This is a genomic window from Streptomyces sp. RKAG293 (assembly GCF_023701745.1).
Classification (GTDB): Bacteria; Actinomycetota; Actinomycetes; order Streptomycetales; family Streptomycetaceae; genus Actinacidiphila.
Map to the genome: position 1 here is coordinate 5,581,140 of NZ_JAJOZB010000001.1, position 22,945 is coordinate 5,604,084.

21 protein-coding genes are annotated in these 22,945 nt (G+C 71.8%); 12 read left to right on the plus strand and 9 right to left on the minus strand.

From position 1 onward, the window contains the following. Positions 1-103 precede the first annotated feature (103 nt). Entirely contained in the window at positions 104-664 is a 561-nt protein-coding gene (locus LNW72_RS25040) for a helix-turn-helix domain-containing protein (protein WP_250977426.1), read from the minus strand. A 129-nt stretch (positions 665-793) separates the two neighbouring features. Between LNW72_RS25040 and LNW72_RS25045 the strand changes: the two genes are divergently transcribed. After that, the gene (locus LNW72_RS25045) at positions 794-2,221 is read left to right on the plus strand and encodes an MFS transporter (protein WP_250977427.1); all 1,428 of its coding nucleotides are present in this window, start codon (positions 794-796) and stop codon (positions 2,219-2,221) included. Positions 2,222-2,307: 86 nt separating this feature from the next. On the opposite strand, the gene LNW72_RS25050 is transcribed toward LNW72_RS25045, so the two are convergent. Continuing rightward, positions 2,308-4,074, minus strand: a complete 1,767-nt coding sequence (locus tag LNW72_RS25050) for a biotin carboxylase N-terminal domain-containing protein (protein ID WP_250977428.1) — start codon at positions 4,072-4,074, stop codon at positions 2,308-2,310. Positions 4,075-4,448: 374 nt separating this feature from the next. On the opposite strand from LNW72_RS25050, the gene LNW72_RS25055 reads away from it, so the two are divergent. Beyond that, on the plus strand, positions 4,449-4,907 hold the full coding sequence (locus LNW72_RS25055) for a hypothetical protein (RefSeq protein WP_250977429.1): 459 nt from the start codon (positions 4,449-4,451) through the stop codon (positions 4,905-4,907). A gap of 34 nt (positions 4,908-4,941) precedes the next feature. Here the strand turns inward: LNW72_RS25055 and LNW72_RS25060 are convergent, their stop codons facing one another. The 4 genes from LNW72_RS25060 to LNW72_RS25075 all read right to left on the minus strand — a co-directional run bounded on the left by LNW72_RS25060 (position 4,942) and on the right by LNW72_RS25075 (position 7,654). After that, a complete protein-coding gene (locus LNW72_RS25060; protein ID WP_250977430.1) occupies positions 4,942-5,544 on the minus strand; it encodes a nucleoside triphosphate pyrophosphatase in 603 nt (200 codons plus the stop codon). Between the two features lie 60 nt (positions 5,545-5,604). After that, a complete protein-coding gene (gene mmpB, locus LNW72_RS25065) occupies positions 5,605-5,742 on the minus strand; it encodes a morphogenic membrane protein MmpB (protein WP_187144992.1) in 138 nt (45 codons plus the stop codon). A gap of 104 nt (positions 5,743-5,846) precedes the next feature. Beyond that, positions 5,847-6,050 carry an acyl-CoA carboxylase subunit epsilon gene (locus LNW72_RS25070; RefSeq protein ID WP_250980301.1) on the minus strand — a complete coding sequence of 68 codons (204 nt, stop codon included), beginning with the start codon at positions 6,048-6,050 and terminating at the stop codon, positions 5,847-5,849. Between the two features lie 14 nt (positions 6,051-6,064). Next, positions 6,065-7,654, minus strand: coding sequence for an acyl-CoA carboxylase subunit beta (locus tag LNW72_RS25075; RefSeq protein ID WP_250977431.1), 1,590 nt, complete (start codon positions 7,652-7,654; stop codon positions 6,065-6,067). A 147-nt stretch (positions 7,655-7,801) separates the two neighbouring features. Between LNW72_RS25075 and LNW72_RS25080 the strand changes: the two genes are divergently transcribed. The 5 genes from LNW72_RS25080 to hutH all read left to right on the plus strand — a co-directional run bounded on the left by LNW72_RS25080 (position 7,802) and on the right by hutH (position 13,844). Beyond that, complete coding sequence (locus tag LNW72_RS25080) at positions 7,802-8,641, plus strand: biotin--[acetyl-CoA-carboxylase] ligase (RefSeq protein WP_250977432.1); 840 nt, start codon at positions 7,802-7,804, stop codon at positions 8,639-8,641. Positions 8,642-8,867: 226 nt separating this feature from the next. Next, the gene (locus LNW72_RS25085; RefSeq protein WP_250977433.1) at positions 8,868-10,037 is read left to right on the plus strand and encodes an adenylate/guanylate cyclase domain-containing protein; all 1,170 of its coding nucleotides are present in this window, start codon (positions 8,868-8,870) and stop codon (positions 10,035-10,037) included. Positions 10,038-10,085: 48 nt separating this feature from the next. After that, positions 10,086-10,889 carry an enoyl-CoA hydratase/isomerase family protein gene (locus tag LNW72_RS25090; protein WP_250977434.1) on the plus strand — a complete coding sequence of 268 codons (804 nt, stop codon included), beginning with the start codon at positions 10,086-10,088 and terminating at the stop codon, positions 10,887-10,889. A 74-nt stretch (positions 10,890-10,963) separates the two neighbouring features. Continuing rightward, complete coding sequence (locus LNW72_RS25095; protein ID WP_250977435.1) at positions 10,964-12,118, plus strand: sensor domain-containing diguanylate cyclase; 1,155 nt, start codon at positions 10,964-10,966, stop codon at positions 12,116-12,118. A 172-nt stretch (positions 12,119-12,290) separates the two neighbouring features. Next, positions 12,291-13,844 carry a histidine ammonia-lyase gene (gene hutH / locus LNW72_RS25100; RefSeq protein ID WP_250980302.1) on the plus strand — a complete coding sequence of 518 codons (1,554 nt, stop codon included), beginning with the start codon at positions 12,291-12,293 and terminating at the stop codon, positions 13,842-13,844. A 164-nt stretch (positions 13,845-14,008) separates the two neighbouring features. Here the strand turns inward: hutH and LNW72_RS25105 are convergent, their stop codons facing one another. Continuing rightward, positions 14,009-14,305 carry a hypothetical protein gene (locus LNW72_RS25105; protein ID WP_250977436.1) on the minus strand — a complete coding sequence of 99 codons (297 nt, stop codon included), beginning with the start codon at positions 14,303-14,305 and terminating at the stop codon, positions 14,009-14,011. A 101-nt stretch (positions 14,306-14,406) separates the two neighbouring features. Between LNW72_RS25105 and LNW72_RS25110 the strand changes: the two genes are divergently transcribed. Continuing rightward, positions 14,407-14,778: a hypothetical protein gene (locus LNW72_RS25110; RefSeq protein WP_250977437.1), complete on the plus strand. Its 372-nt coding sequence runs from the start codon at positions 14,407-14,409 to the stop codon at positions 14,776-14,778. A gap of 360 nt (positions 14,779-15,138) precedes the next feature. Next, positions 15,139-16,422, plus strand: coding sequence for an Ig-like domain-containing protein (locus tag LNW72_RS25115; protein WP_250980303.1), 1,284 nt, complete (start codon positions 15,139-15,141; stop codon positions 16,420-16,422). 91 nt (positions 16,423-16,513) lie between these two features. On the opposite strand, the gene LNW72_RS25120 is transcribed toward LNW72_RS25115, so the two are convergent. Both LNW72_RS25120 and xylB read right to left on the minus strand, forming a co-directional pair. Then, on the minus strand, positions 16,514-17,716 hold the full coding sequence (locus tag LNW72_RS25120) for an ROK family transcriptional regulator (protein ID WP_308402027.1): 1,203 nt from the start codon (positions 17,714-17,716) through the stop codon (positions 16,514-16,516). A gap of 206 nt (positions 17,717-17,922) precedes the next feature. Then, positions 17,923-19,314, minus strand: a complete 1,392-nt coding sequence (gene xylB, locus LNW72_RS25125; protein WP_250977438.1) for a xylulokinase — start codon at positions 19,312-19,314, stop codon at positions 17,923-17,925. 77 nt (positions 19,315-19,391) lie between these two features. On the opposite strand from xylB, the gene xylA reads away from it, so the two are divergent. From xylA to LNW72_RS25140, 3 genes are all read left to right on the plus strand, one after another. After that, positions 19,392-20,561: a xylose isomerase gene (gene xylA / locus LNW72_RS25130; protein WP_250977439.1), complete on the plus strand. Its 1,170-nt coding sequence runs from the start codon at positions 19,392-19,394 to the stop codon at positions 20,559-20,561. A gap of 162 nt (positions 20,562-20,723) precedes the next feature. Continuing rightward, a complete protein-coding gene (locus LNW72_RS25135) occupies positions 20,724-22,160 on the plus strand; it encodes an ABC transporter permease (RefSeq protein ID WP_250977440.1) in 1,437 nt (478 codons plus the stop codon). A 31-nt stretch (positions 22,161-22,191) separates the two neighbouring features. Beyond that, entirely contained in the window at positions 22,192-22,878 is a 687-nt protein-coding gene (locus tag LNW72_RS25140) for an ABC transporter ATP-binding protein (protein ID WP_250977441.1), read from the plus strand. Positions 22,879-22,945: the final 67 nt, after the last annotated feature.

Consider the following 22,945-nt stretch of genomic DNA (forward strand, 5'->3'; position numbering starts at 1 on the left):
GCCGCGGGGAGAGATCCCGACGGACCCTGGACCCGGGTCGTGAAAGGCCCGGGTCGCGGAACGGAGTGGGTCGCGGAGAGTCCTGGTCACGGGAGCCGTGGCGTCACGCCTGCGCGGTGACTCCTGCCGGGGTGCGCAGGCCGTGCAGGGTCAGGTCCATCAGCCGGTCGAAGATCGCCTGACGTTCCGGGTCCTTCTCGGCCACCAGCACGATGGCGTTCGTCAGCTTGAGCAGGTCGGCGATGGTCGCGTCCGTACGTACCTCACCGGCCCGCTGGGCGCGCTCCAGCAGCGCCCCGCCCGCCGCGCGCAGCGGCACCTTGCACGCGACCATCTTCGCGTCGCCCGCGGCCATGATGGCGGCCGCCAGGCCGCGGTACATGGTGGAGTGGACGGCGACCATCCGCAGCCACCGGACGAGCGCGTCGGTCGGTGAGTCCGCCGTCAGCAGTTCGTCCGCGCGCACGGTCAGCAGCTCGACCTCCTGCTCGAAGACCGCGTTCATCAGCGCGTAGCGGTCGGGGAAGTGCCGGTAGAGGGTGCCGATGCCGACGCCCGCGTGGCGTGCGATGTCCTCCAGCGACGCGTCGGTGCCGTGCACGATGAAGGCCTGTCGGGCCTCGGCCAGCAACCGGTCGTAGTTGCGCTGCGCGTCTGCCCGCATCGCCACTCGCCTCCCAAGGTCCGATCCCGGAAATCCAGGATCCCAGAATGGCATTGTAGAACCGGAGGCGTCCTCCGTATAGTTTGCGGAGGCACCCTCCGTTTCTGCCTCTCGGGAGGTCTACTCAGCATGTCCACATCCTTGAGCACGGCTCCACTCACCGCCCCCGCCCCGACCCGGCGGCACCACCCGTTACTCGCTCTCTCCGCCATCGTCGGCACCCAGCTGATGCTGCTGCTGGATGCGACCGTGGTGAACGTCGCCCTGCCGGGCATAGGCGCCGACCTGGGCTTCTCCTCCACTGGCATGTCCTGGATCCTGAACGTCTACATCCTCGCGTTCGGCGGTCTGCTGCTGCTCGGCAGCCGGATCGGCGACCTCATCGGCCGCCGCCGCGCCCTGATCATCGGCGTGCTGGCCTTCACCGCCGCCTCGGTGGCCGGCGGATTCGCCACCGACGCGACGCTGCTGCTCGTCTCCCGCGGCGCCCAGGGAGCCGCCGCCGCACTGGCCGCGCCCAGCACCCTCGCCCTGTTGACCACCACCTTCACCGAGGGCACCGAGCGCAACCGCGCGCTCAGCGTGTTCTCCGCGATCTCCGGCGCCGGCTCCGCCGTCGGCCTCATCGTCGGCGGGATGCTCACCGAATGGGGTTCCTGGCGCTGGGTGTTCTTCATCAACATCCCGGTCGGGCTCGCCATCGCCGCGCTGGCCCCGCGCTACGTCGCCGAGACGGCCCGCCACCCCGGCGGCCGGTTCGACGTCGCCGGGGCGCTCACCGGCACCCTCGGCATGGCCTCGCTCGTCTACGCGTTCATCCGCGTCGCCGACCAGGGCTGGGGCGACACCCGGGCGCTGACCACCTTCGGCGCGGCGGCCGCGCTGCTCGCCGCGTTCCTCGTCAACGAGGTACGGGCCGAGCGGCCGCTGGTCGTGCTGCGGCTGTTCGCGGACCGCAACCGGGCCCTCGCCTACGGCTGCATGCTGCTCATCCCGGCGGGCATGTTCGGGGTCTTCTACTTCTCCACCCAGTTCCTGCAGGGCGTACTGGGCTACAGCCCGCTGCGGACCGGCTTCGCCTTCCTCCCGCTGGCCGCCCCGCTCTTCGTGGCCGCCCGCACCGCCCCGCGCGCGCTGGCCCGCTTCGGCGCCAAGCGCGTCGCGTCGGCCGGCGCCCTGCTCTCGCTCAGCGGGACGCTGTGGCTCTCGCAGCTCGACGCGGGCACCGGATACGCGGGCGCGCTGCTCGGGCCGCTGGCCCTCATCGGGGTGGGTGTCGGCTTCACGATGATGCCGCTCAACACCCTCATCCTGACGGGCGTCCAGCCGCGCGACGCCGGTTCGGCGTCCGGACTGCTGCAGACGATGCAGCAGATCGGCGGCAGCCTGGGCCTGTCGATCCTCGTCACGGTCTTCGGCACCGCGGCCCGGCACGCCGGCGGGGGTGCCGGGGAGGTCTTCACGGCGGGCGCCACCGCCGCCTTCGCGGCGGCCGCCGTCTTCACCGGCCTGGCGCTGCTGCTCGTCCTGGCCGTCCGGGCGCCCTCGAAACGCTGAGGGTGCCGGAACAGCGAAATGCCGGGCGGGCCCGATCGGGCCCGCCCGGCATCGTCAGTTCACCTGACCGGAGATCCGTCCTGGGATCAGTCCTTGATCTCGCAGATCAGCGCGCCCGAGGTGACCGAGGAGCCGACCTCGGCCGTCAGGCCCTTGATGGTGCCGGAGCGGTGCGCGTTGAGCGGCTGCTCCATCTTCATGGCCTCCAGGACGACGACGAGGTCGCCCTCGTTGACCTCCTGGCCCTCCTCGACCGCGACCTTGACGATGGTGCCCTGCATCGGGGATGCCAGGGAGTCACCGGAAGCGGCCGAACCGGCCTTCTTGGTGGTGGCGCGGCGCGGCGCCTTCTTGTTCAGGCCGACCGGCATGGACGCGACACCGAGCGACGCCGGGAGGGAGACCTCCAGGCGCTTGCCGCCGACCTCGACGACCACCGTCTCGCGGGCCGGGGCCTCGTCGTCCTCGCCACCGACCGGCGCGAACGCCGTGATGGTGTTCTGGAACTCCGTCTCGATCCACCGGGTGTGGACGGTGAACGGCTCGGTGGATCCGCCCAGCTCGGGGGCGAACGCCGGGTCGGCCACGACCGCGCGGTGGAACGGGATGGCCGTGGCCATGCCCTCGACGCGGAACTCCGCCAGCGCACGGGCCGCACGCTGCAGCGCCTGCTGCCGCGTCGCCCCGGTCACGATCAGCTTGGCGAGCAGCGAGTCCCAGGCCGGGCCGATGACCGAGCCGGACTCGACGCCCGCGTCCAGCCGCACACCGGGGCCCGACGGGGGCTGGAAGGTGGTGACGGTGCCGGGAGCGGGCAGGAAGCCGCGACCCGGGTCCTCGCCGTTGATACGGAACTCGATCGAGTGACCCCGCAGCACCGGGTCGCCGTAGCCGAGCTCCTCGCCGTCCGCGATCCGGAACATCTCCCGGACCAGGTCGATACCGGAGACCTCCTCGGTGACCGGGTGCTCGACCTGCAGACGGGTGTTGACCTCCAGGAAGGAGATCGTGCCGTCCACGGCCACCAGGAACTCCACGGTGCCCGCGCCGATGTAGCCGGCCTCCTTGAGGATGGCCTTGGACGCCCGGTACAGCTCGGCGTTCTGCTCATCGGTCAGGAACGGCGCCGGAGCCTCCTCCACCAGCTTCTGGTGGCGGCGCTGCAGCGAGCAGTCACGGGTGGAGACGACCACGACGTTGCCGTGGCTGTCGGCCAGGCACTGCGTCTCGACGTGCCGCGGCCGGTCCAGGTAGCGCTCGACGAAGCACTCGCCGCGCCCGAAGGCGGCGACCGCCTCGCGGACCGCGGAGTCGAACAGCTCCGGGATCTCCTCGATGGTGCGCGCGACCTTCAGACCACGCCCACCACCGCCGAAGGCGGCCTTGATGGCGACCGGCAGGCCGTGCTGCTGGGCGAACGCGACGACCTCGTCCGGGCCCGCGACCGGGTCCGGGGTACCCGCGACGAGCGGGGCACCGGCACGCAGCGCGATATGACGGGCCGCCACCTTGTCACCGAGATCGCGGATCGCCTGCGGCGGCGGTCCGATCCAGGTCAGCCCGGCGTCCAGCACCGCCTGGGCGAACTCGGCGTTCTCGGACAGGAATCCGTACCCGGGGTGGATCGAGTCCGCCCCTGATTCGGCTGCGGCGGCCAGCACCTTGGCGTAGTCCAGATAGCTGGACGCCGGGGTGTCACCGCCCAACGCGTAGGCCTCGTCGGCCGCGCGGACATGCAGCGCGTCCCGATCCGGGTCTGCGTAGATGGCTACGCTGGCGATCCCGGCATCCCGGCAGGCGCGGGCGACGCGGACTGCAATTTCACCGCGGTTGGCGATGAGCACCTTGCGCACGATGGCTCCCTCCTTGAAACAAGCCGAGTTTAGTTACTGACGACACTTCATGCCGAGTCACCCCTACAGGTGAGCTTGCCCACACGGAGGGTGATTCGAGCGCCGGTCGAGCGCCCGAGTGCCTGCTAAATCCACGGTACGACCCCATTCGTCCAGGTGCCCCAGGGGCCTTGGTGTGGCCCATGTCTCTCTGCGTGACCAAGGGCAGGATGCCGGATCCTTTGTGGGTTCTCCACGAATAGGGGGTGGAATCTTTGCTGGTCCGCCACCCCGAAAGGGTGGTGGGGTCATGGACCTTGCCGCGCGGCGTACCCGTTAGTAGCGTTCGCGATGCGTGATACCCGGGGTAACGGTTGCAGGTTGAAGGGGGAAAGGTGCGCAGAGGTCTGGCCGCGACCACGGCTGTAGTGCTCGTCCTTGAGGCGTTCGGCATCGCGTTCGTCCATGTGGTGCTCGGCCTCGCCGTGCGCAACCAGAACATGTCCGTCGCGGGGCTCGACTCCGACGGCATGGCCATCGGCACCTGGGTCGGCGGTGCCCTGTTCGGGCTCTTCCTCATCGGCTGTGCCCTCATCCCGGCGCGGGTAGCGCTGCGTGGCCGGCCGCCCGGCAGGTTCGGGCAGATCCTGCTCATCGTGTGCGCGGTCGTTCACGGCCTGCTGGGTGCGCTGGTGGTCGGCCTCGTCGGCTGGGCCGCCTTCGTCTTCATGATGCTCGTCCTGGCGCTCCTCGTCGGCACTCTGCTGCTGTACCCGGACACCGAGGACGGCGCGCCCGCCGCCGGGAGCAACGGCAACGAGGTCCCGCCGCCGACCGCTCCGGCCGCAGCCTAGGACGTTACCGGCGGGGGCGGGCGGAAACCGGGGGCTACGCCGTCCAGAGGTCGGTGATCCGCACGTCCAGGTCGCCCAGCAGCCGCCGCAGCGTCGGCAGGGACAGCCCGATGACGTTGCCCGGGTCCCCGTCGATGCCGTCGACGAACGGGGCCGAGCGGCCGTCCAGGGTGAACGCGCCCGCGACGTACAGCGGCTCGCCGCTCGCGACGTAGGCGGCGATCTCGGCGTCGTCCGGCGAGCCGAAGCGCACCGTCGTCGACGCGGTCACCGACACCTGCTTGCCGTTCGCGGTGTCGATGACGCAGTGACCCGTCCGCAGTACGCCCGACCGGCCGCGCATCGACATCCACCGGGCGGTCGCCTCCGCGGCGTCCGCCGGCTTGCCCAGCGCCTCGCCGTCCAGTTCCAGGACGGAGTCGCAGCCGATCACCAGCTCGCCGCCGGTCAGGCCGGCCGCGACCGCCGCCGCCTTCGCCTCGGCCAGCACCCGCGCCAGCTCCGCCGGGTTCGCGGCCGTCAGCGCGTCCTCGTCGACCCCGCTGACCACGACCCGGGGATCGAGTCCCGCCTGCCGCAGCAGGTTGAGACGGGCGGGGGAGGCGGAGGCCAGGACGAGGGGGCGAGGGGTGCTCATCGGGCCATCGTAATTCGGGCCGCGGCCGCTCCGGTGCCGGGGCGGGACACTGCCGGGCGGTCAGCTGTGCCAGCCGACGAGCAGCATCAGCAGGGGAATGGTCAGCGCGATCACGAGCATCGCGCGCCGCAGCATCGCCTGCACCTGCCGCATGTCCTCCGGCGGTTCGTCGCGCCGGTCGCGGTCCGACCACAACATGTCTTCCAGGTTGCGCCCGGGAAAAGGCCCGCGCCTGAGTACGGATACTCAAGCGCGGGCCGGGAGGTGACTATTTGTGTGGGTTGTTCGGCTGCTCGGCCCGTTCAGCGCGGCCAGAAGGACGTGCGCCACGCGCCGGGACCCGGGCCGGGGACCGGGCGGGGCACATTGTGGGCCGGGTCGGCCCAATGCTCCGTCTGCCGCGGGCCGTCGGCGCTGCCCGCCGTCGCGGCGGCCCGCGCCTGGACCAGTGCCACGACGGCGGCAAGCTCCTCCGGGGTCGGATTTCCCCGCTCTACCTTGATCACCACGGGACGGCTCCTTACAGGGGGATGTTGCCGTGCTTCTTCGGCGGCAGGCTCTCGCGCTTGTTGCGCAGCGTCCGCAGCGCCTTGACCAGGTGCGAGCGGGTCTCGGACGGCATGATCACCGCGTCGACGTAACCGCGCTCGGCCGCCACGTACGGGTTCAGCAGCGTGTCCTCGTAGTCGGTGATCAGCTGCTGGCGCAGCTCCTCGACCGCCTCCGGCGTCTTGGCCTCCGCCAGCGTGCGGCGGTGCAGGATGTTCACCGCGCCCTGCGCGCCCATGACGGCGATCTGCGCGGTCGGCCACGCCAGGTTCAGGTCCGCGCCCAGGTGCTTGGAGCCCATCACGTCGTAGGCGCCGCCGTACGCCTTACGGGTGATGACGGTGATCAGCGGGACCGTCGCCTCCGCGTAGGCGTAGATCAGCTTGGCGCCGCGCCGGATGATGCCGTTCCACTCCTGGTCGGTGCCGGGCAGGAAGCCGGGTACGTCCACGAAGGTGATGACCGGGATGTTGAAGCTGTCGCAGGTACGGACGAAGCGGGCGGCCTTCTCCGACGCGTCGATGTCCAGACAGCCCGCGAACTGCATCGGCTGGTTGGCGATGATGCCGACCGGCCGCCCCTCGATCCGGCCGAGGCCCGCGACGATGTTCGGCGCGAACAGCGCCTGCGTCTCCAGGAACTCGCCGTCGTCGAGCACGTGCTCGATGACCTTGTGCATGTCGTACGGCTGGTTCGCGGAGTCCGGGATCAGCGCGTCCAGCTCCAGGTCCTCGGCGCTGGTCGCCAGGTCCGCCTCGACCGGGTAGGCCGGGGCCTCCGCCAGGTTGTTGGACGGCAGGTACGACAGCAGCGCCTTCACGTACTCGATGGCGTCCTTCTCGTCACCCGCCATGTGGTGCGCGTTGCCGGACGTCGTGTTGTGGGTGCGGGCGCCGCCCAGCTCCTCCATGGCGACGTCCTCGCCGGTCACCGTCTTGATGACGTCGGGTCCCGTGATGAACATGTGCGAGGTCTGGTCGACCATCACCACGAAGTCCGTGATGGCCGGCGAGTACACCGCGCCGCCCGCGCACGGGCCCACGATCAGCGAGATCTGCGGGATCACACCGGAGGCGTGGGTGTTGCGGCGGAAGATCTCGCCGTACATGCCGAGCGAGGCCACACCCTCCTGGATGCGGGCGCCGCCGGAGTCGTTGATGCCGATGACCGGGCAGCCGGTCTTCATCGCCCAGTCCATGACCTTGACGATCTTCTCGCCGTAGACCTCGCCCAGGGCGCCGCCGAAGACGGTGAAGTCCTGGGAGAAGACCGCCACCGGGCGGCCCTCGACCGTGCCGTAACCCGTGACGACACCATCGCCGTAGGGCCGGTTCTTCTCCAGGTCGAAGTTGGTCGACCGGTGCCGGGCGAGCTCGTCCAGTTCGACGAACGAGTCCTCGTCGAGGAGCAGTTCGATCCGCTCCCGGGCGGTCAGCTTGCCCTTGGCGTGCTGCTTCTCCACCGCGCGCTCGGAGCCGGCGTGCGTCGCCTCTTCCATACGGCGGCGCAAATCCGCGAGCTTGCCCGCGGTGGTGTGGATGTCGTGCTCCGGCTCGGCCATGGAGGCGGCTCTCCTGCTCTCGTGGGTCCTGTCGGGTCCTACTTGACTGGCGAGTAACGCTGTTTCGTAGCGTAACGGCGCGACTGCTTCTCGAGCAGTGCGGCGTTGGACACACTCCGCTCACAGGTCTTCTCCTAATCTGGGCGGATGACGACTCCCAACCGCTGGTCCGACCTGGAGCGCCCCCCTCTCGGCGAAGCCGCGCTGCGCCGGGCGGTCATCGCGCCGGACAGCCCCTGGACGTCCCTCGACGTCGTCGAGGCCACTGGTTCCACCAACAGCGACCTCGCACAACGCGCCAACGCCGGTGCCCCGGAAGGCGCCGTACTCGTCGCGGAGGAACAGACCGCGGGCCGCGGCCGGCTCGACCGCCAGTGGTCGGCGCCGCCGCGCTCCGGCCTGTTCTTCTCGGTGCTGCTGCGGCCCGCCGACGTACCGGTGGAGCGCTGGGGCTGGCTGCCGCTGCTCGCCGGCGTCGCGACCGCCACCGCGCTGTCCCGGGCGGCCGGCGTCGACACGGCACTCAAATGGCCCAACGACCTGCTGGTCACCATCGACGGCGAGGAGCGCAAGACCGGCGGCATCCTCGCCGAGCGCGCCGGCACCGACGGAGTCGTCATCGGCATCGGCGTCAACGTGTCGCTGCGCACCGAGGAACTGCCCGTCCCCGCCGCGGGCTCCCTCGCCCTCGCCGGCGCCAAGGGCACCGACCGCGACCCGCTGCTGCGCGCCGTGCTGCGCTCCCTCGCCGACTGGTACGGCGAGTGGCGCGCGGCCGCCGGCGACCCGGCCGCCTCCCGCCTCCAGCAGACGTACGCGGCCGGCTGCGCCACGCTGGGCCGCGAGGTCCGCGCCGAGCTGCCCGGCGGCCGCGAGCTGGTCGGCACCGCGGTCGGCGTGGACGACGACGGCCGGCTGGTGCTCGCCACCGCGGACGGCGAGCAGGCGGTCGGCGCCGGGGACGTCGTCCACGTCCGCCGCGCGTAGCGCCGGGCCCCGGGGCGGTCCCGGCGGCCCGTCCGGATCCCGGTCCTCCCTTGCGCATCGCCCGTCAGCGGGTCGTCCGCGGGGGCCCGCCGAAGACCCGCTGACGTAGGCACGGGCAGGTGACGTGAGCTACGGCACACCTGCCGTATCGTTGAGGCGGCGCGTCGGCTTGATGATCGGAAGGGCTCGGACGGGCATTGCGCAGGGATCTGACAGGGGGCGGAGGGTGAGCGTGGACGACGCGGACCTTCCCCCGTACGCGACGGATCCGGGCACCGGCCCGGACCCGGACGGGGTCGACCCCGATCAGCCGGCCAGGCCGGCCGGCTCCGCCGACCCCGGGACGCCCGCCGATCCCGGTAACGGCGCGGATTCCACCGATCCCGCCGAGCACCCGCTCGCGCTGCGCCTCGAACACCTGATCCTCGGCGCCGGCCGCCAGTACACGCCCTTCCAGGCGGCCCGCACCGCCGGCGTCTCCATGGATCTCGCCTCCCGCTTCTGGCGCGCCATGGGCTTCGCCGACATCGGCCAGGCGAAGGCCCTCACCGAGGCCGACGTGCTGGCGCTGCGCCGCCTCGCCGGACTCGTCGAGGCCGGGCTGCTGAGCGAGTCGATGGCCATTCAGGTCGCCCGCTCCACCGGCCAGACCACCGCCCGGCTCGCCGACTGGCAGACCGACTCCTTCCTCGAAGGGCTCACCGAGCCGCCCGAGCCCGGCATGACGCGGGCCGAGGTCGCCTACCCGCTCGTCGAACTGCTCCTGCCCGAGCTGGAGGAGTTCCTCATCTACGTCTGGCGGCGCCAGCTGGCCGCCGCCACCAGCCGCGTCGTCCAGTCCGACGACGAGGAGGCCGTGGACCGCCGGCTGGCCGTGGGCTTCGCCGACCTCGTCGGCTTCACCCGGCTCACCCGGCGGCTGGAGGAGGAGGAACTCGGCGAGCTCGTCGAGGCCTTCGAGACCACCTGCGCCGACCAGGTCGCCGCGCACGGCGGGCGCCTGATCAAGACGCTCGGCGACGAGGTGCTGTACGTCGCCGACGACCCCGGCACCGCCGCCGAGATCGGGCTGCGCCTCATCGAGACGATGACCGGCGACGAGTCCATGCCCGCGCTGCGCGTCGGGATGGCCTTCGGGACCGTGACGACCCGGATGGGCGATGTCTTCGGCACCACCGTGAACCTCGCGAGCCGTCTGACGTCGATAGCGCCACGGGACGCCGTCCTCGTCGACGGTGACTTCGCGCAGGCGCTCGGCGCGGCGGGCGACGCCCCCGTCTCCGAGGTCGACGCCTCCGAGGACGACAAGTACCGCTTCGCCCTGCAGCCGATGTGGCGCCGCCCGGTGCGTGGGCTCGGCGTCGTCGAGCCGTGGCTGCTGACCCGCCGCGGCTGACCCCACCTCCCCTGCCGCGCGGCGGGCGCGGCTGGCATGATCCGGGGCATGACGGAGTCTGAAGTGCGGTTCGGGGAATGGGTCGCGGTGCGGCGGCACGGCGCGCGCGTCGCGGAGTTGGTGCTGGATCGCCCCAAGGCGATGAACGCCATCTCGACGGAGATGGCCGGGAGCGTGGCGGCGGCGTGTGCCGCGCTCGCCGCCGACCGGACGGTCAGCGCCGTGGTGCTGACGTCCACGCACGAGCGCGCGTTCTGCGTCGGCGCGGACCTGAAGGAGCGCAACTCCTTCACGGACGCCGACCTCGGCCGGCAGCGGCCGCACACCCGCGCCGCGTACACCGCGGTGCTGGAGCTGCCGATGCCGTCGATCGCCGCGGTGCACGGCTTCGCGCTCGGTGGCGGCTTCGAGCTGGCGCTGTCCTGCGACGTGATCGTGGCGGACGCCACCGCGGTGGTGGGGCTGCCGGAGGTGTCGGTGGGCGTGATCCCCGGCGGTGGCGGCACCCAGCTGCTGCCGCGCCGGGTGGGTGCGGCACGCGCCGCCGAGCTGATCTTCACGGCGCGGCGGGTGGCGGCCGAGGAGGCCCGCGAGCTGGGCCTCGTCGACATCCTGGCCGCCGCGGGCGAGGACCGCGCGGACGCGCTGGCGCTCGCGGAGCGCATGGCCGCCAACTCGCCGGTGGGTCTGCGGGCCGCGAAGCGGGCGCTGCGGCTGGGGCACGGACTGGATCTGCGGGCCGGTCTCGACGTCGAGGACGCGGCGTGGCGGACGGTGGCCTTCTCGGGCGACCGGGCCGAGGGCGTGGCGGCGTTCAACGAGAAGCGGACGCCGGACTGGCCGGGGGAGTGACGCGGGGGCCAGGAAATCCGCTTCGGGAGTAGTCAAACAGCCCCAAGTGCGACATTTGTTCTTAACCTGGTGGGATGGGTGACGGGACGGCCGATCGACGGCTGCGAGCGGTCGTGGAGTTGGCGCAGGCGATGGCGGCCGCCCAGGACCCGCACGAGGCGGTGCGGGCGGCCGCCACCAGGGCGCGGCTCGCGATGGGCGGCTCGTTCGCGGCACTGTCGTCGTGGGAACGGGGATCGGGCCAGCTCCGGGTGCTCGTCAACGACGGCGACCTGGCGCCCGGCGAGGACCCGGAGCCGCTGGACGAGACCTACCCCGTGAACGACTTCCCGGAGATCGTCGAGTTCCTGCACGGGAAATGGGCCGGCGGCGGGGAGCCGCACGCCTGGGTCGAGACGGCCGAGGACGGTCCGCAGGGGCCGGGCGCGTACTGCCACCAGCGGGTCGCCGCCCTGCGGCGGCGCGGGCGCGGCTGCTGCGTCGTCGCGCCGATCGTGCTGCACGGGCGTGCCTGGGGCGAGCTGTACGTGGCGCGGGGCGCGGGCGAGCCGGTCTTCGACCGGGCGGACGCGGACTTCGCGACGGTGCTGGCCGCCGTGATCGCGGCCGGGATCTCGCAGACCGAACGGCTCGCCGAGGTCCAGCGGCTGGCCTTCACCGATCCGCTGACCGGGCTCGGGAACCGGCGCGCCGTCGACGTCCGGCTCGACGAGGCGCTGGAGCTGCACCGGGTCTCGGGGGCCGTGGTGAGCCTCGTGGTGTGCGATCTGAACGGTCTGAAGAAGGTGAACGACCGGCTCGGGCACGCCGTCGGGGACCAGCTGCTCGAACGTTTCGGCTCCGTCCTGTCGCTGTGCGGCGCGCTGCTGCCCGGCAGCCTGGCGGCCCGGCTCGGCGGCGACGAGTTCTGCCTCGTCGCGGTCGGTCAGAGCCCGGACGAGGTGGTGGGCGCGGCGGACGAGCTGTGCCGGCGGGCCACCGAGCTGGAGGTGGGCGAAGGCGTCGCCTGCGGTGTCGCCTCGACGGGCGACCCGATCGGGCCGGTGCGGACCGCCCGACGGCTCTTCCGCCTCGCGGACGCCGCCCAGTACCGGGCCAAGGCGCTGCGGTCGACCACGCCGGTCGTCGCGGGGCGCGGCGGCCCCGACGACCCCGTCGTACGCCTCGCGGACCAGCCGCCCGCCCCCGAGGGCGAGCGCCGACGGATTCGCGGGCGCCACGGGTCGTGACGGGCGGGCCTGTCCACGGGCCCCGGTCCCCTGCTGTTCCCGTGCTGTGCCCGGCCCCGAGCGGTCGCCGGGCGGGGCCCGCGAAGATCGCCGGGGCGGGCGGTCGAAGATCGTCGGCGAAGGTAAGGAGTGACAGGCGGCGATTCACTCTCTAGGGTGCGTGAATATGAATATGCATAACGTGGTCATCGGCGCCGACGGCGCGAGCGCGGACGACGTCCTGGCCGTGGCTCGCGGCGGCGCGAAGGTCGAACTGTCGCAGCAGGCACTGACCGGGATCGCCGCGTCGCGGCAGGTCATCGAGGCGCTGGCGGCCAAGCCCGAGCCGGTCTACGGCGTGTCCACGGGCTTCGGCGCGCTGGCCGTCCGCCACATCAGCCCGGAGCTGCGCGCGCAGCTGCAGCGCTCCCTGGTGCGCTCGCACGCCGCCGGCATGGGCCCGAGCGTCGAGCGCGAGGTCGTGCGCGGCCTGATGTTCCTGCGGCTGAAGACGCTCGCGTCCGGCCGCACCGGCGTGCGCCCCGTCGTCGCCGAGACGATGGCGGCGATCCTGAACGCCGGGATCACCCCCGTCGTGCACGAGTACGGCTCGCTCGGCTGTTCCGGCGACCTCGCACCGCTCGCGCACTGCGCGCAGGTGCTGATGGGCGAAGGCGTGGCCGAAGGCCCTGACGGAACGATTCGTCCGGCCGGCGAGCTGCTCGCCGAGGCCGGCATCGAGCCGGTGGAGCTGCGCGAGAAGGAGGGCCTGGCCCTCATCAACGGCACCGACGGCATGCTCGGCATGCTGGTGATGGCGTGCGCGGACCTCGCGCAGCTCTTCACCGCGGCCGACATCACCGCCGCGCTCTCGCTCGAGGCGCTGCTCGGCACCGAGCGCGTCCTCGCGCCCGAACTGCACGCCATCCGCCCGCACCCGGGCCAGGCTGCGAGCGCCGAGAACATGCGCCGCGTACTGGAGGGCTCCGGCTTCACGGGGCACCACCAGGACGACGCCCCGCGCGTCCAGGACGCCTACTCGATCCGCTGCGCGCCGCAGGTCGCGGGCGCCGGCCGGGACACCCTGGCGCACGCCCGGCTGGTGGCCGACCGCGAGCTGATCTCCGCCGTCGACAACCCCGTGGTGCTGCCCGACGGCCGGGTGGAGTCCAACGGCAACTTCCACGGCGCGCCCGTGGCGTACGTCCTGGACTTCCTGGCGATCGCCGCCGCCGACCTCGGCAGCATCGCCGAGCGGCGCACCGACCGGCTGCTCGACAAGTCGCGGTCGCACGGGCTGCCGGCGTTCCTCGCCGACGACCCGGGCGTGGACTCCGGCCTGATGATCGCTCAGTACACGCAGGCCGCGCTGGTCAGCGAGATGAAGCGGCTGGCCGTACCGGCATCGGTGGACTCCATCCCGTCGTCCGCGATGCAGGAGGACCACGTCTCGATGGGCTGGTCCGCGGCCCGCAAGCTGCGCACCGCGGTCGACAACCTGGCGCGGATCATCGCGGTCGAGCTGTTCGCCGCGACCCGCGCCATCGAGATGCGCGAGAAGCTGACCGCGGGCGGTCTGCGGCCCGCCCCGGCCACCCGGGCGATCGTGGCGGCGGTCCGTGAGGCGGGCATCGACGGTGTCGGCCCGGACCGTTTCCTGTCGCCCGACCTGGAGGCCGCGTACGCGTTCGTCCGGGCCGGAAAGCTCAACGCGGCCGCCGAATCGGTGACCGGGCCGCTGGCCTGACGCCGGATCGGTGACATGGCAGCCCCGCCGCCGAATCGGTGACGGGGCAGCCCGCCTGACGCCGGATCAGCGGTGCCGGCGGCGGACGCCGCGCGACTGCTGAGCGTGACGAAGACGAGGGAAGACGAGGGGCGCACACCCGCGGGTGTGCGTCCCTCAGTGCTTCAGAGCGCCTGCGCGCGGGAGCGGCGCCCCGCGTTCAGCACCAGCCCCGCACCGCCGACGAGGAACGCGGCCCCGCCGATCAGATAGGGCGTGGTGTGCACCTGGCCGGTGGCCGCGAGATGGAGCGTCCCGGTCGTCGAAGTCGTCGGTCCTGATCCCGTCACGGGTGCCTTGACCTGCGAAGCGGGGGCATGATCCGGGCTGGCGGTGGCGGACGGCACGAAATACAGCGCTGCCAGTACGGAAGCCGCGGCGGCGGCGACGAACGGGCGTGGAGAAGCCAGAGGTGAGGTCAACGGATCCCCCATTGGGTGCGGCGACTTGACCGTAGACGCCGATGTTAGTGACCTGGTGTGCCTGGTGGGAAGCTGGCGCTCCGGCGTTTACGCTCCGTCGCATGAGCACTACTGAGATTCCCCGTGGCGAGAGCGGCCCGCGCTATGTACGACTCCAGGTCGAGCTCGTTCTCGAGGTCACCGGACAGCAGGAAATGACCGCCGCCGCGCTGGAGCACATCGCCGCCGACGCGGAGATGCCCGCCGAGGAGCGGACGCACGCCGAGGCGGCCGTGAAGCAGGACGAGTCCGAGGCGCTGGCCTATCTGATCGACCCGTTCGACCTGGTGACGACGGTCCCCGGGATCGAACTCGTGCAGGCCTCGTGGTCCTGCGCGCACACCGAGTACGACCCCGACTCCGAGGAGTGGGACATGTACGACGACGACGATGCCGCCGAGGAGGACGTCGAGGAGGCCACCACGACGGCCTGACCCCGGGCCGGTCCCGGCCCGCAGCGGGCCGATCCCTACCCGAACCGGGCCGGTCCTGGTCCGGCTCCGGCCTGATGCCGGTCTGACCTGCACTTTTCCCCGACCCCGGGCCGTTCGCGGCCCGGGGTTCCGCACGTGTGCCTCGACACACTTTCCGGACAAAGGGAACGGACCTTCGGCCCTTCATGTTCCTCTGGTTATGGATGAGGCTCGTTTCCGGATCCATCTCGTCCGGATCCGTCGCTCGCGGGGACGCGGGCAGGACTCGCGGGAACGCGAGCAGGGAACGTGCGCCCGCAGGCATTGGAGATTTGTGTGAAGTCGCCCGACCCCGGCACCGCAACCGGCCCCGTCAACGGCATGACGCCCGACCAGCGCACGCGCTCGCGGCGCAGGCGCCGCACCGGCCTGGCGGCCGTCGCGGTCGTGCTCGGCGGCGCGGTCGCGCTGACCGCGTGCGGCGGCAGCGGCTCGGACAAGGGCGGTGCCGCGACGGACAAGGGCGCCGCCGCGACGGACAAGGGCAAGACGCAGGCGGACGTCGACGCGGCGGCCGCCGAGGTCTCCTCGGACGCCAAGATCGCCATCACCCCGAAGACGGGGACCAGCAACGCGAGCATCAGCAGCGGCACCAAGATCGCCGTGACCGACGGCAAACTCACCGCGGTCGTCATGACCGAGGTCGTGAGCGGCAAGGCCGTCACGGGTGCGATAGCCACCGACGGCAGCAGCTGGAAGCCGGACGCCTCCCTCGACCGCGGCAAGAAGTACAAGGTCGCGGCCACCGCGCAGGACGCGAAGGGCCGCGTCGTCACCGAGACCTCCACCTTCGGCACGGTCTCCGCGAGCAACAGCTTCATCGGCTACTTCACGCCGGAGGACGGCTCCACGGTCGGCGTCGGCATGCCGGTGTCGATCAAGTTCGACAAGGCCGTCACCAACAAGAAGGCCGTCGAGTCGGCGATCAAGGTGGCGTCCAGCAGCGGCCAGACGGTCGTGGGCCACTGGTTCGACTCCACCCGGCTGGACTTCCGTCCGCAGGAGTACTGGAAGGCCGGCTCGAACGTCAGCGTCAAGCTGAAGCTCGACGGTGTCGAGGGTTCCAACGGCGTCTACGGCGTCCAGAACAAGGACGTCAACTTCACCGTCGGCCGGTCCCAGGTCTCGACGGTCGACGCCACCACCAAGACGATGACGGTCGTCCGCGACGGCAAGACGATCAAGAGCATCCCGATATCGGCAGGCTCCGCCGACCACCCGACCTACAACGGTCAGATGGTGATCTCCGAGAAGTACAAGCAGACGCGGATGAACGGCGACTCGGTCGGCTTCAAGGGTGAGTACGACATCGCCGACGTGCCGCACGCCATGCGGCTGAGCTCCTCGGGCACGTTCATCCACGGCAACTACTGGGGCAGCAAGGCGATCTTCGGCTCGGCCAACACCAGCCACGGCTGCATCGGCCTGAGTGACACCAAGGGCGCCAACGACCCGGACACGCTGGGTGCCTGGTTCTTCGACCAGTCGCTGATCGGCGACGTGGTCGTGATGAAGAACTCGCCCGACAAGACGATCAAGCCGGACAACGGGCTCAACGGGTGGAACATGACGTGGAGCGCCTGGACGGCGGGGTCGGCGGTCTGAGCCTGCGGCCCGCACTTCTGTCGGCGGCCGGGCTTGGGCCGGGGGTCCTTCGGGTCCCCGGCCCGGGGCCCGGGGCCCGGAGGGTCCCTCTCTAGCGGGCCGTCCATTCGGACGGGTCGTCCAGGACCGCCCGCACCGCGCTGTACGCCGCGCCCAGCAGTACCCCGTCCCGGCCCAGCCGTGACTCGACCACCAGCGCGCCGCCGCCCGTGACCCGCCGGCCCAGCTCCCGCCGTACGCCCGGCAGCAGCCATGGGGCCAGCTCGGAGAGCGGGCCGCCGAGGACCACCGCCTGCGGGTCGAGCAGGTTCACGGCGCCGCTCAGCGCGATCCCGAGCGCCCGGCCGGCGGCCTCCAGGGCCGCCAGCGCGGGCGCGTCGTCGTCCGAGGCCGCCGTCCGCAGCGCCTTGAGACGCCCCGGCAGCTCCGGGGCGATGCCGGCCGCGCGCAGCACCGCCTCCTCGCCCGCGTACTGCTCCAGACAGCCGCGGGCGCCGCAGGAGCAGCGGGGGCCGTCGGGGTAGACCGGGACGTGCCCGAGCTCGCCGGCGAAGCCGCGCGCTCCGCGGAAGAGGCTGCCGTTGATGACGAGGGCCGCGCCGATGCCGATCTCTGCCGAGACGTGGATGAAGTCGGTGAGGGGGGCTTGGGCGGCGGCGCCTTGGGGGGTGCGGGTGCCGGGGATCGTCTCTCCCCTGCCTGCCAGCCACAGTTCTGCCAGTGCTCCGAGGTTCGCCTCGTTCTCCACGGTCAGGTCGGTGCGTTCGTTCTTCCAGCCGAGGTTCGGTGCCCGCAGCACCGTGTGCTGGTCCCTTCCCACCAGGCCGGGGACCGCGACGGTCAGCCCCGCCGGGCGCAGCCCGAGCGCCACCGCTTCCTCCGTCACCTGCCGGACCAGTCCGTCCAGCTCGCCGAGCGTCTGCGCGGCGGCCCGGCCGCGGTTGCGGGCCTCGACCGTCGCGCGGGCCCGTACGGTGCCGCGCAGGTCGACGACGCAGGCCGCGAGGTGGTCCACGCCGACTTCGGCGCCGATCCCGGCGGGGCCGCGCGGGCTGAGCGCCAGTGCGGTGCCGGGACGGCCCACGGTGCCGGGGCGCTGCGCGCCCAGCTCGGTGACGAGGCCCGCCGCGATGAGTTCGTCGACGAGCGTCGAGACGGTGGCCCGGGTGAGGCCTACCTCGGCGGCGACGGCTGCCCGGGACATGTTGTCGCCGGCGGCTACGGCGTGCACGACGGCGGAGAGGTTGCGGCGGCGCAGTGCGGCTTGGGGGCCGGGGCCGGTGCCCTTGGCCACGGTGGCTCCTATCGGTGGGGTGCGGGCGGCTTGGACGGGCGGGGGCCGGTCCCTCCGGGGCAGGGTTTCGAAATCGACTATTTACGGGCCTGGCGGCCCACAAATAGCTCGGCAGCATTTCGAAACCCTGCCCCTGCGGGCCCGTCCCCCTCGCGTTCGAGCCACCCGTGGGGGTCGGGCCCGGGGGTGAAACTGCGGCCCGTGCTTCAGGTGGTGCCGAGTGCCGCTCTCAGGGTTTCCAGCGTGGTTTCGTCGCGTTCGATCGGATCGTAGACCGGGCCCGCCGACGTGCCCCAGCGGGCGGCGATGTCGGTGGGTGTTTCCCCGGTGAGGAGGGCGGCCGCCTGCGCGGCGGCGCCCAGGGCGACGAGGTCGTCCGCGTCGGGGATCTGGACCGCCCGTCCGGACAGCCGGCGGACGGTCTGCCGCCAGGCGGTGCCGCGGGCGCCGCCGCCGATCAGGAGGAGGGGTTCGTCGGAGGGCCGGTCGTCGACGGCCAGGACCAGGTCCAGGGCGGCGAGCAGGGTGTACGTGGCGCCGTCGTAGGCGGCCTGCAGGATCTGGCCGGGGGTGGTGTCGTGGCGCAGGCCGGTGAGGGTGCCCGAGGCGAGGGGGAGGTTGGGGGTGCGCTCGCCGTCGAGGAAGGGGAGGAGGGTGATCGTTCGGTTGGGTTCCACGGCCTCTCTGGTGAGGCTGAGCAGGCCGGCGATCTTGTCCACGGCTTGCGTGCAGTTCAGGGTGCAGGCGAGCGGCAGCCAGCCGCCGTGCGCCCCCGCGAAGCCGGCGACCGTTCCCGTGGGGTCGGTGGGGCGGTTGGTGGAGGGGGTGTAGACGGTTCCCGACGTGCCCAGGCTGAGGGCCGCGCGGCCGGGTGTCAGGCCGAGGCCCAGGGCGGCCGCCGCGTTGTCGCCGGTACCGGAGGCGACCGGGATGCCGGGTGGGAGGGGGCGGCCGGGGAGTGTCGTGCCGGCGGGTTCTCCTGGGGCCAGTACGCGGGGGAGGAGGGCTTCGTCGAGGCCGACCGTGGTGAGGACGGCGTTGTCGTAGGTCTCGGTGTCCGAGGCCCACCAGCCGGTCCCTGAGACGTCGCCGCGGTCCGTGACCGCCTGGCCCGTCAGCCGCTCGGTGAGGAAGTCGTGCGGCAGGCGCACTCCGGCCGTCGCGGCGGCGACGGCCGGTTCGTTCTCGCGCAGCCAGGCCCATTTCGCGACGGTGAAGCTGGCACCGGGTACCGAGCCGAAGCGCTCGGCCCAGTGCTTCGCCCCGAACTGTGCGACGAGTGCTTCCGCTTGGGGAGCTGATCGCACGTCGTTCCAGAGGAGGGCCGGGCGCAGGGCCTTGCCGGATGCGTCGAGGGTGACCAGGCCGTGTTGCTGGCCTCCGATGGAGATTGCTGCGGGGGTGTGCGCCTGTAGCTGCGTCAGGGTTGTTCTGAGCGCTTGCCACCAGACTTCCGGGTCTGTTTCGCGCCGTCCGCCCTCGCTGACCGTGTGGGGCGATCTGGCCCGCGCCAGTACCTCGCCGGTGTCCACCCGGACCGCCAGTGCCTTCGTCGACTGGGTGGAGCTGTCCACCCCGATCACGACCGTCGGTTCCATTGAGCGACCCCTTCTCTTCCCATCGCGGCCCTCGCATACTAATTTGTTCAACGGTCTTACGAATAGGAGCCGGCGCCATGAGTCTCACCCCCACCCCCGAGCACAAGTTCACTTTCGGCCTCTGGACGGTCGGCTGGCAGGGCCGCGACCCGTTCGGTGACGCCAGCCGTCCCGCCCTCGACCCGGTCGAGTCCGTCACCCGGCTCGCCGAGCTGGGCGCGTACGGCGTGACGTTCCACGACGACGACCTCATCCCGTTCGGTGCCACGGAGATCGAGCGCGAAACGCACATCAAGCGGTTCCGGCAGGCCCTCGACGCGACCGGGCTGGTGGTGCCCATGGCCACCACCAATCTCTTCACGCACCCGGTCTTCAAGGACGGCGCCTTCACGTCCAACGACCGTGACGTACGGCGGTACGCGCTGCGCAAGACGATCCGCAACATCGATCTGGCCGTCGAGCTCGGGGCGCAGGTCTATGTCGCGTGGGGCGGCCGGGAAGGGGCCGAGTCCGGGGCGGCCAAGGACGTGCGGGTCGCGCTGGACCGGATGAAGGAGGCGTTCGACCTGCTCGGCGAGTACGTGCTGGGGCAGGGGTACGACCTGCGGTTCGCCGTGGAGCCCAAGCCGAACGAGCCGCGCGGCGACATCCTGCTGCCGACCGTGGGGCACGCGCTCGCGTTCATCAACGAGCTGGAGCACCCGGAGATGGTCGGGGTGAACCCCGAGACCGGGCACGAGCAGATGGCCGGGCTCAACTTCACGCACGGCATCGCGCAGGCGCTGTGGCACGGCAAGCTCTTCCACATCGACCTCAACGGCCAGACCGGCATCAAGTACGACCAGGACCTGCGCTTCGGGGCGGGCAACCTGCGGGACGCGTTCTGGCTCGTCGATCTGCTGGAGACCGCCGGTTACGAGGGGCCCCGGCACTTCGACTTCAAGCCGCCGCGTACCGAGGACTCCGACGGCGTCTGGGCCTCGGCCGCCGGGTGCATGCGCAACTACCTGCTGCTGAAGGAGCGCGCCGCCGCGTTCCGTGCCGATCCGGTCGTCCAGGAGGCGCTCAGGGCGTCGCGGCTGGACGAGCTGGCCCGGCCGACGCTGGGGGAGGGCGAGACGCTGAGCGATCTGCTGGGAGACCGGGCGGCGTTCGAGGACTTCGACGTCGAGGCGGCGGCGGTGAAGGGCATGGCGTTCGAGCAGCTCGACCAGCTGGCGATGGACCATCTGCTCGGCGCCCGCTGACCTTTCTCATCCGGCTCTCAGTCCGGCCTCACCCGTTCATCACCGCTGGTTCCTACCGTGACGGCGCAGCGGGAGTACGAGGGACCTCCGATCCACTCGTACTTCCGCCGTCCCCATTCATCCCCCCGCATCCTGGCCGGGGTGGCAACGGCGAGGAATCGCATGTTCTTCACATATCTCAGGCGTGAGCTGCGGCGTCGCAGAAAAGCCGCGCTGGTCATCGCGCTGGGGCTGGCCCTCGGCATCGGGCTGGTCATCACCGTCAACTCGGCCTCGGCGGGGATGCAGGTGGCGCAGGGGAAGGTGCTGCAGTCCCTGTACGGCCTCGGGACCGACATGACGGTCACCAAGGCCGCCGCCGCGCAGGGGAGCACCGGGGCCACCGGGCGTCCGAAGTTCAACTTCGGTGCCACCACGGACTCCAAGGAGCAGAGCAGCGACCAGGTGATGGTGCAGGGATTTGAGTCGCTGCCCACCACGGTCGTGTCCCAGGTCGCCGGCCAGAAGGGGGTGGACGACGCGGTCGGCGGGCTGAGCCTGCGGGTGCTGAAGGTGAGCGGGCAGTTCGACCGGGGGCAGTTCAAGCAGGGCCAGACCACCGGCGGCGGGCGTGGTGGTGGTGGCGGCGCGCAGCCGCCCGGTGAGGTGCAGGGCGGTGGCGCGCAGTTCGACGTCAACAACTACTCGGTCTACGGCGTGGACGTCGCCAAGCCGGCGCTCGGGCCGCTGACCTCCTCGAAGATCACCTCGGGTACGTCCTTCACGAGCGCGCAGTCCAACGCCGCCGTGGCCGTCCTCGACAGCTCCTACGCCAAGGAGAACAAGCTGGCGGTGGGTGGCACGCTCACCATCAAGGCCGTCAAGTACCAGGTCATCGGCATCGCGACCGCCGACAGCGGCGACGCCGCCGCCAACGTCTACATCCCGCTGACGCAGGCCCAGACGCTGGCCGGCGCCAAGGACAAGGTCACCACGGTCTATGTGAAGGCCACGGACTCGCAGCAGATCGACGGCGTCAAGTCCGCCATCCAGAAGAACGTCCCGGGCACGACGGTCACCACCTCCGCCGATCTCGCCTCCACGGTCTCCGGTTCGCTCTCCACCGCGTCCGACCTGGCGACGAACCTCGGCAAGTGGCTCTCCATCGCCGTGCTGATCGCCGCGTTCCTGGTCGCGGGACTGCTCACCTCCTCCGCCGTCAGCCGGCGGGTGCGGGAGTTCGGCACGCTCAAGGCGCTGGGCTGGAAGAGCCGCCGGGTCACCGGTCAGGTGATGGGCGAGGCCCTGGTCAACGGCCTCATCGGCGGCGCCCTCGGTATCGCGCTCGGCCTCGGCGGCGCGTACCTCATCACCGCCATCAGCCCGACGCTGACCGCGTCGGTCGCCTCCGGTGGCGGTGGTGGCGGCGGCTTCGGCGGCGGGCCCGGCCGGCAGGCCGCGACGAAGGCGCTGGACATCGCGCTGACCGCTCCCGTCAGCCTCGGCACCATCGGCCTGTCGGTCGGCCTGGCCGTCGCCGGCGGCCTCATCGCCGGCACCTTCGGCGGCTGGCGCGCCTCCAGGCTCCGCCCGGCGGACGCCCTGCGCCGCGTCGAATAGCCACCCACCTTCAGTCTCAAGGGAGTTGACCATGTACCAGCTGACCGGCGTCACCAAGCGCTACCGACGCGGCAAGGACACCGTCGAGGCCCTGCGGGGCGTCGATCTCACCATCGAGGACGGCGACCAGCTCGTCATCCAGGGCCCCACCGGCGGCGGCAAGTCCACCCTGCTGCAGATGCTCGGCGCCCTCGACCGCCCGACCGAGGGCTCGGTGGAGTTCGACGGCGTCGACCTCGCCCGGCTCGGCGAGGCCAAGCTCACCAGGATGCGCGCCGAGAACATCGGCTTCATCTTCCAGAGCTTCAACCTCATCCCGACGCTCACCGCCCAGGAGAACGTCGAGACCGCCCTCGTCCCCATGGGTATCAAGACCGCGGAACGCCGCCGCCTCGCCGTCGAGGCCCTGGCGTCCGTCGGCCTCGAAGAGCGCCTGAGCCACCTGCCCTCCGAGCTCTCCGGCGGTCAGCAGCAGCGCGTCGCCATCGCCCGCGCCCTCGTCAAGAAGCCCAAGGTCCTCCTCGCCGACGAGCCGACCGGCAACCTCGACGAGGCCACCCGCGACGACATCATGGGCCTCCTCGAAGGCCTCTGGAGAGAACGCGGCCTGACCTTCATCCTCGTCACCCACGACTCCGCCATCGCCAAACGCGCCCCCCGCCTGGCCACCATCCGCAAGGGCCAGGTCACGGTGACGGAACGGGTCCCGGCGAGATAGCCGGATGGCGGGCGGGGTGGTGGGGCCGGGCGCAGGAGAGCCCGGCCCCACCACCCCGCTAGGGTCC

What these genes read in the sequence shown, in the direction of transcription:
- LNW72_RS25040 (WP_250977426.1), bottom strand. Translation starts at nt 664, where the DNA reads ATGCGGGCAGACGCGCAGCGCAACTACGACCGGTTGCTGGCCGAGGCC.
- LNW72_RS25045 (WP_250977427.1), top strand. Translation starts at nt 794, where the DNA reads ATGTCCACATCCTTGAGCACGGCTCCACTCACCGCCCCCGCCCCGACC.
- LNW72_RS25060 (WP_250977430.1), bottom strand. Translation starts at nt 5,544, where the DNA reads ATGAGCACCCCTCGCCCCCTCGTCCTGGCCTCCGCCTCCCCCGCCCGT.
- mmpB (WP_187144992.1), bottom strand. Translation starts at nt 5,742, where the DNA reads ATGTTGTGGTCGGACCGCGACCGGCGCGACGAACCGCCGGAGGACATG.
- LNW72_RS25075 (WP_250977431.1), bottom strand. Translation starts at nt 7,654, where the DNA reads ATGGCCGAGCCGGAGCACGACATCCACACCACCGCGGGCAAGCTCGCG.
- LNW72_RS25080 (WP_250977432.1), top strand. Translation starts at nt 7,802, where the DNA reads ATGACGACTCCCAACCGCTGGTCCGACCTGGAGCGCCCCCCTCTCGGC.
- LNW72_RS25090 (WP_250977434.1), top strand. Translation starts at nt 10,086, where the DNA reads ATGACGGAGTCTGAAGTGCGGTTCGGGGAATGGGTCGCGGTGCGGCGG.
- LNW72_RS25095 (WP_250977435.1), top strand. Translation starts at nt 10,964, where the DNA reads ATGGGTGACGGGACGGCCGATCGACGGCTGCGAGCGGTCGTGGAGTTG.
- hutH (WP_250980302.1), top strand. Translation starts at nt 12,291, where the DNA reads ATGCATAACGTGGTCATCGGCGCCGACGGCGCGAGCGCGGACGACGTC.
- LNW72_RS25110 (WP_250977437.1), top strand. Translation starts at nt 14,407, where the DNA reads ATGAGCACTACTGAGATTCCCCGTGGCGAGAGCGGCCCGCGCTATGTA.
- LNW72_RS25115 (WP_250980303.1), top strand. Translation starts at nt 15,139, where the DNA reads ATGACGCCCGACCAGCGCACGCGCTCGCGGCGCAGGCGCCGCACCGGC.
- xylB (WP_250977438.1), bottom strand. Translation starts at nt 19,314, where the DNA reads ATGGAACCGACGGTCGTGATCGGGGTGGACAGCTCCACCCAGTCGACG.
- xylA (WP_250977439.1), top strand. Translation starts at nt 19,392, where the DNA reads ATGAGTCTCACCCCCACCCCCGAGCACAAGTTCACTTTCGGCCTCTGG.
- LNW72_RS25135 (WP_250977440.1), top strand. Translation starts at nt 20,724, where the DNA reads ATGTTCTTCACATATCTCAGGCGTGAGCTGCGGCGTCGCAGAAAAGCC.
- LNW72_RS25140 (WP_250977441.1), top strand. Translation starts at nt 22,192, where the DNA reads ATGTACCAGCTGACCGGCGTCACCAAGCGCTACCGACGCGGCAAGGAC.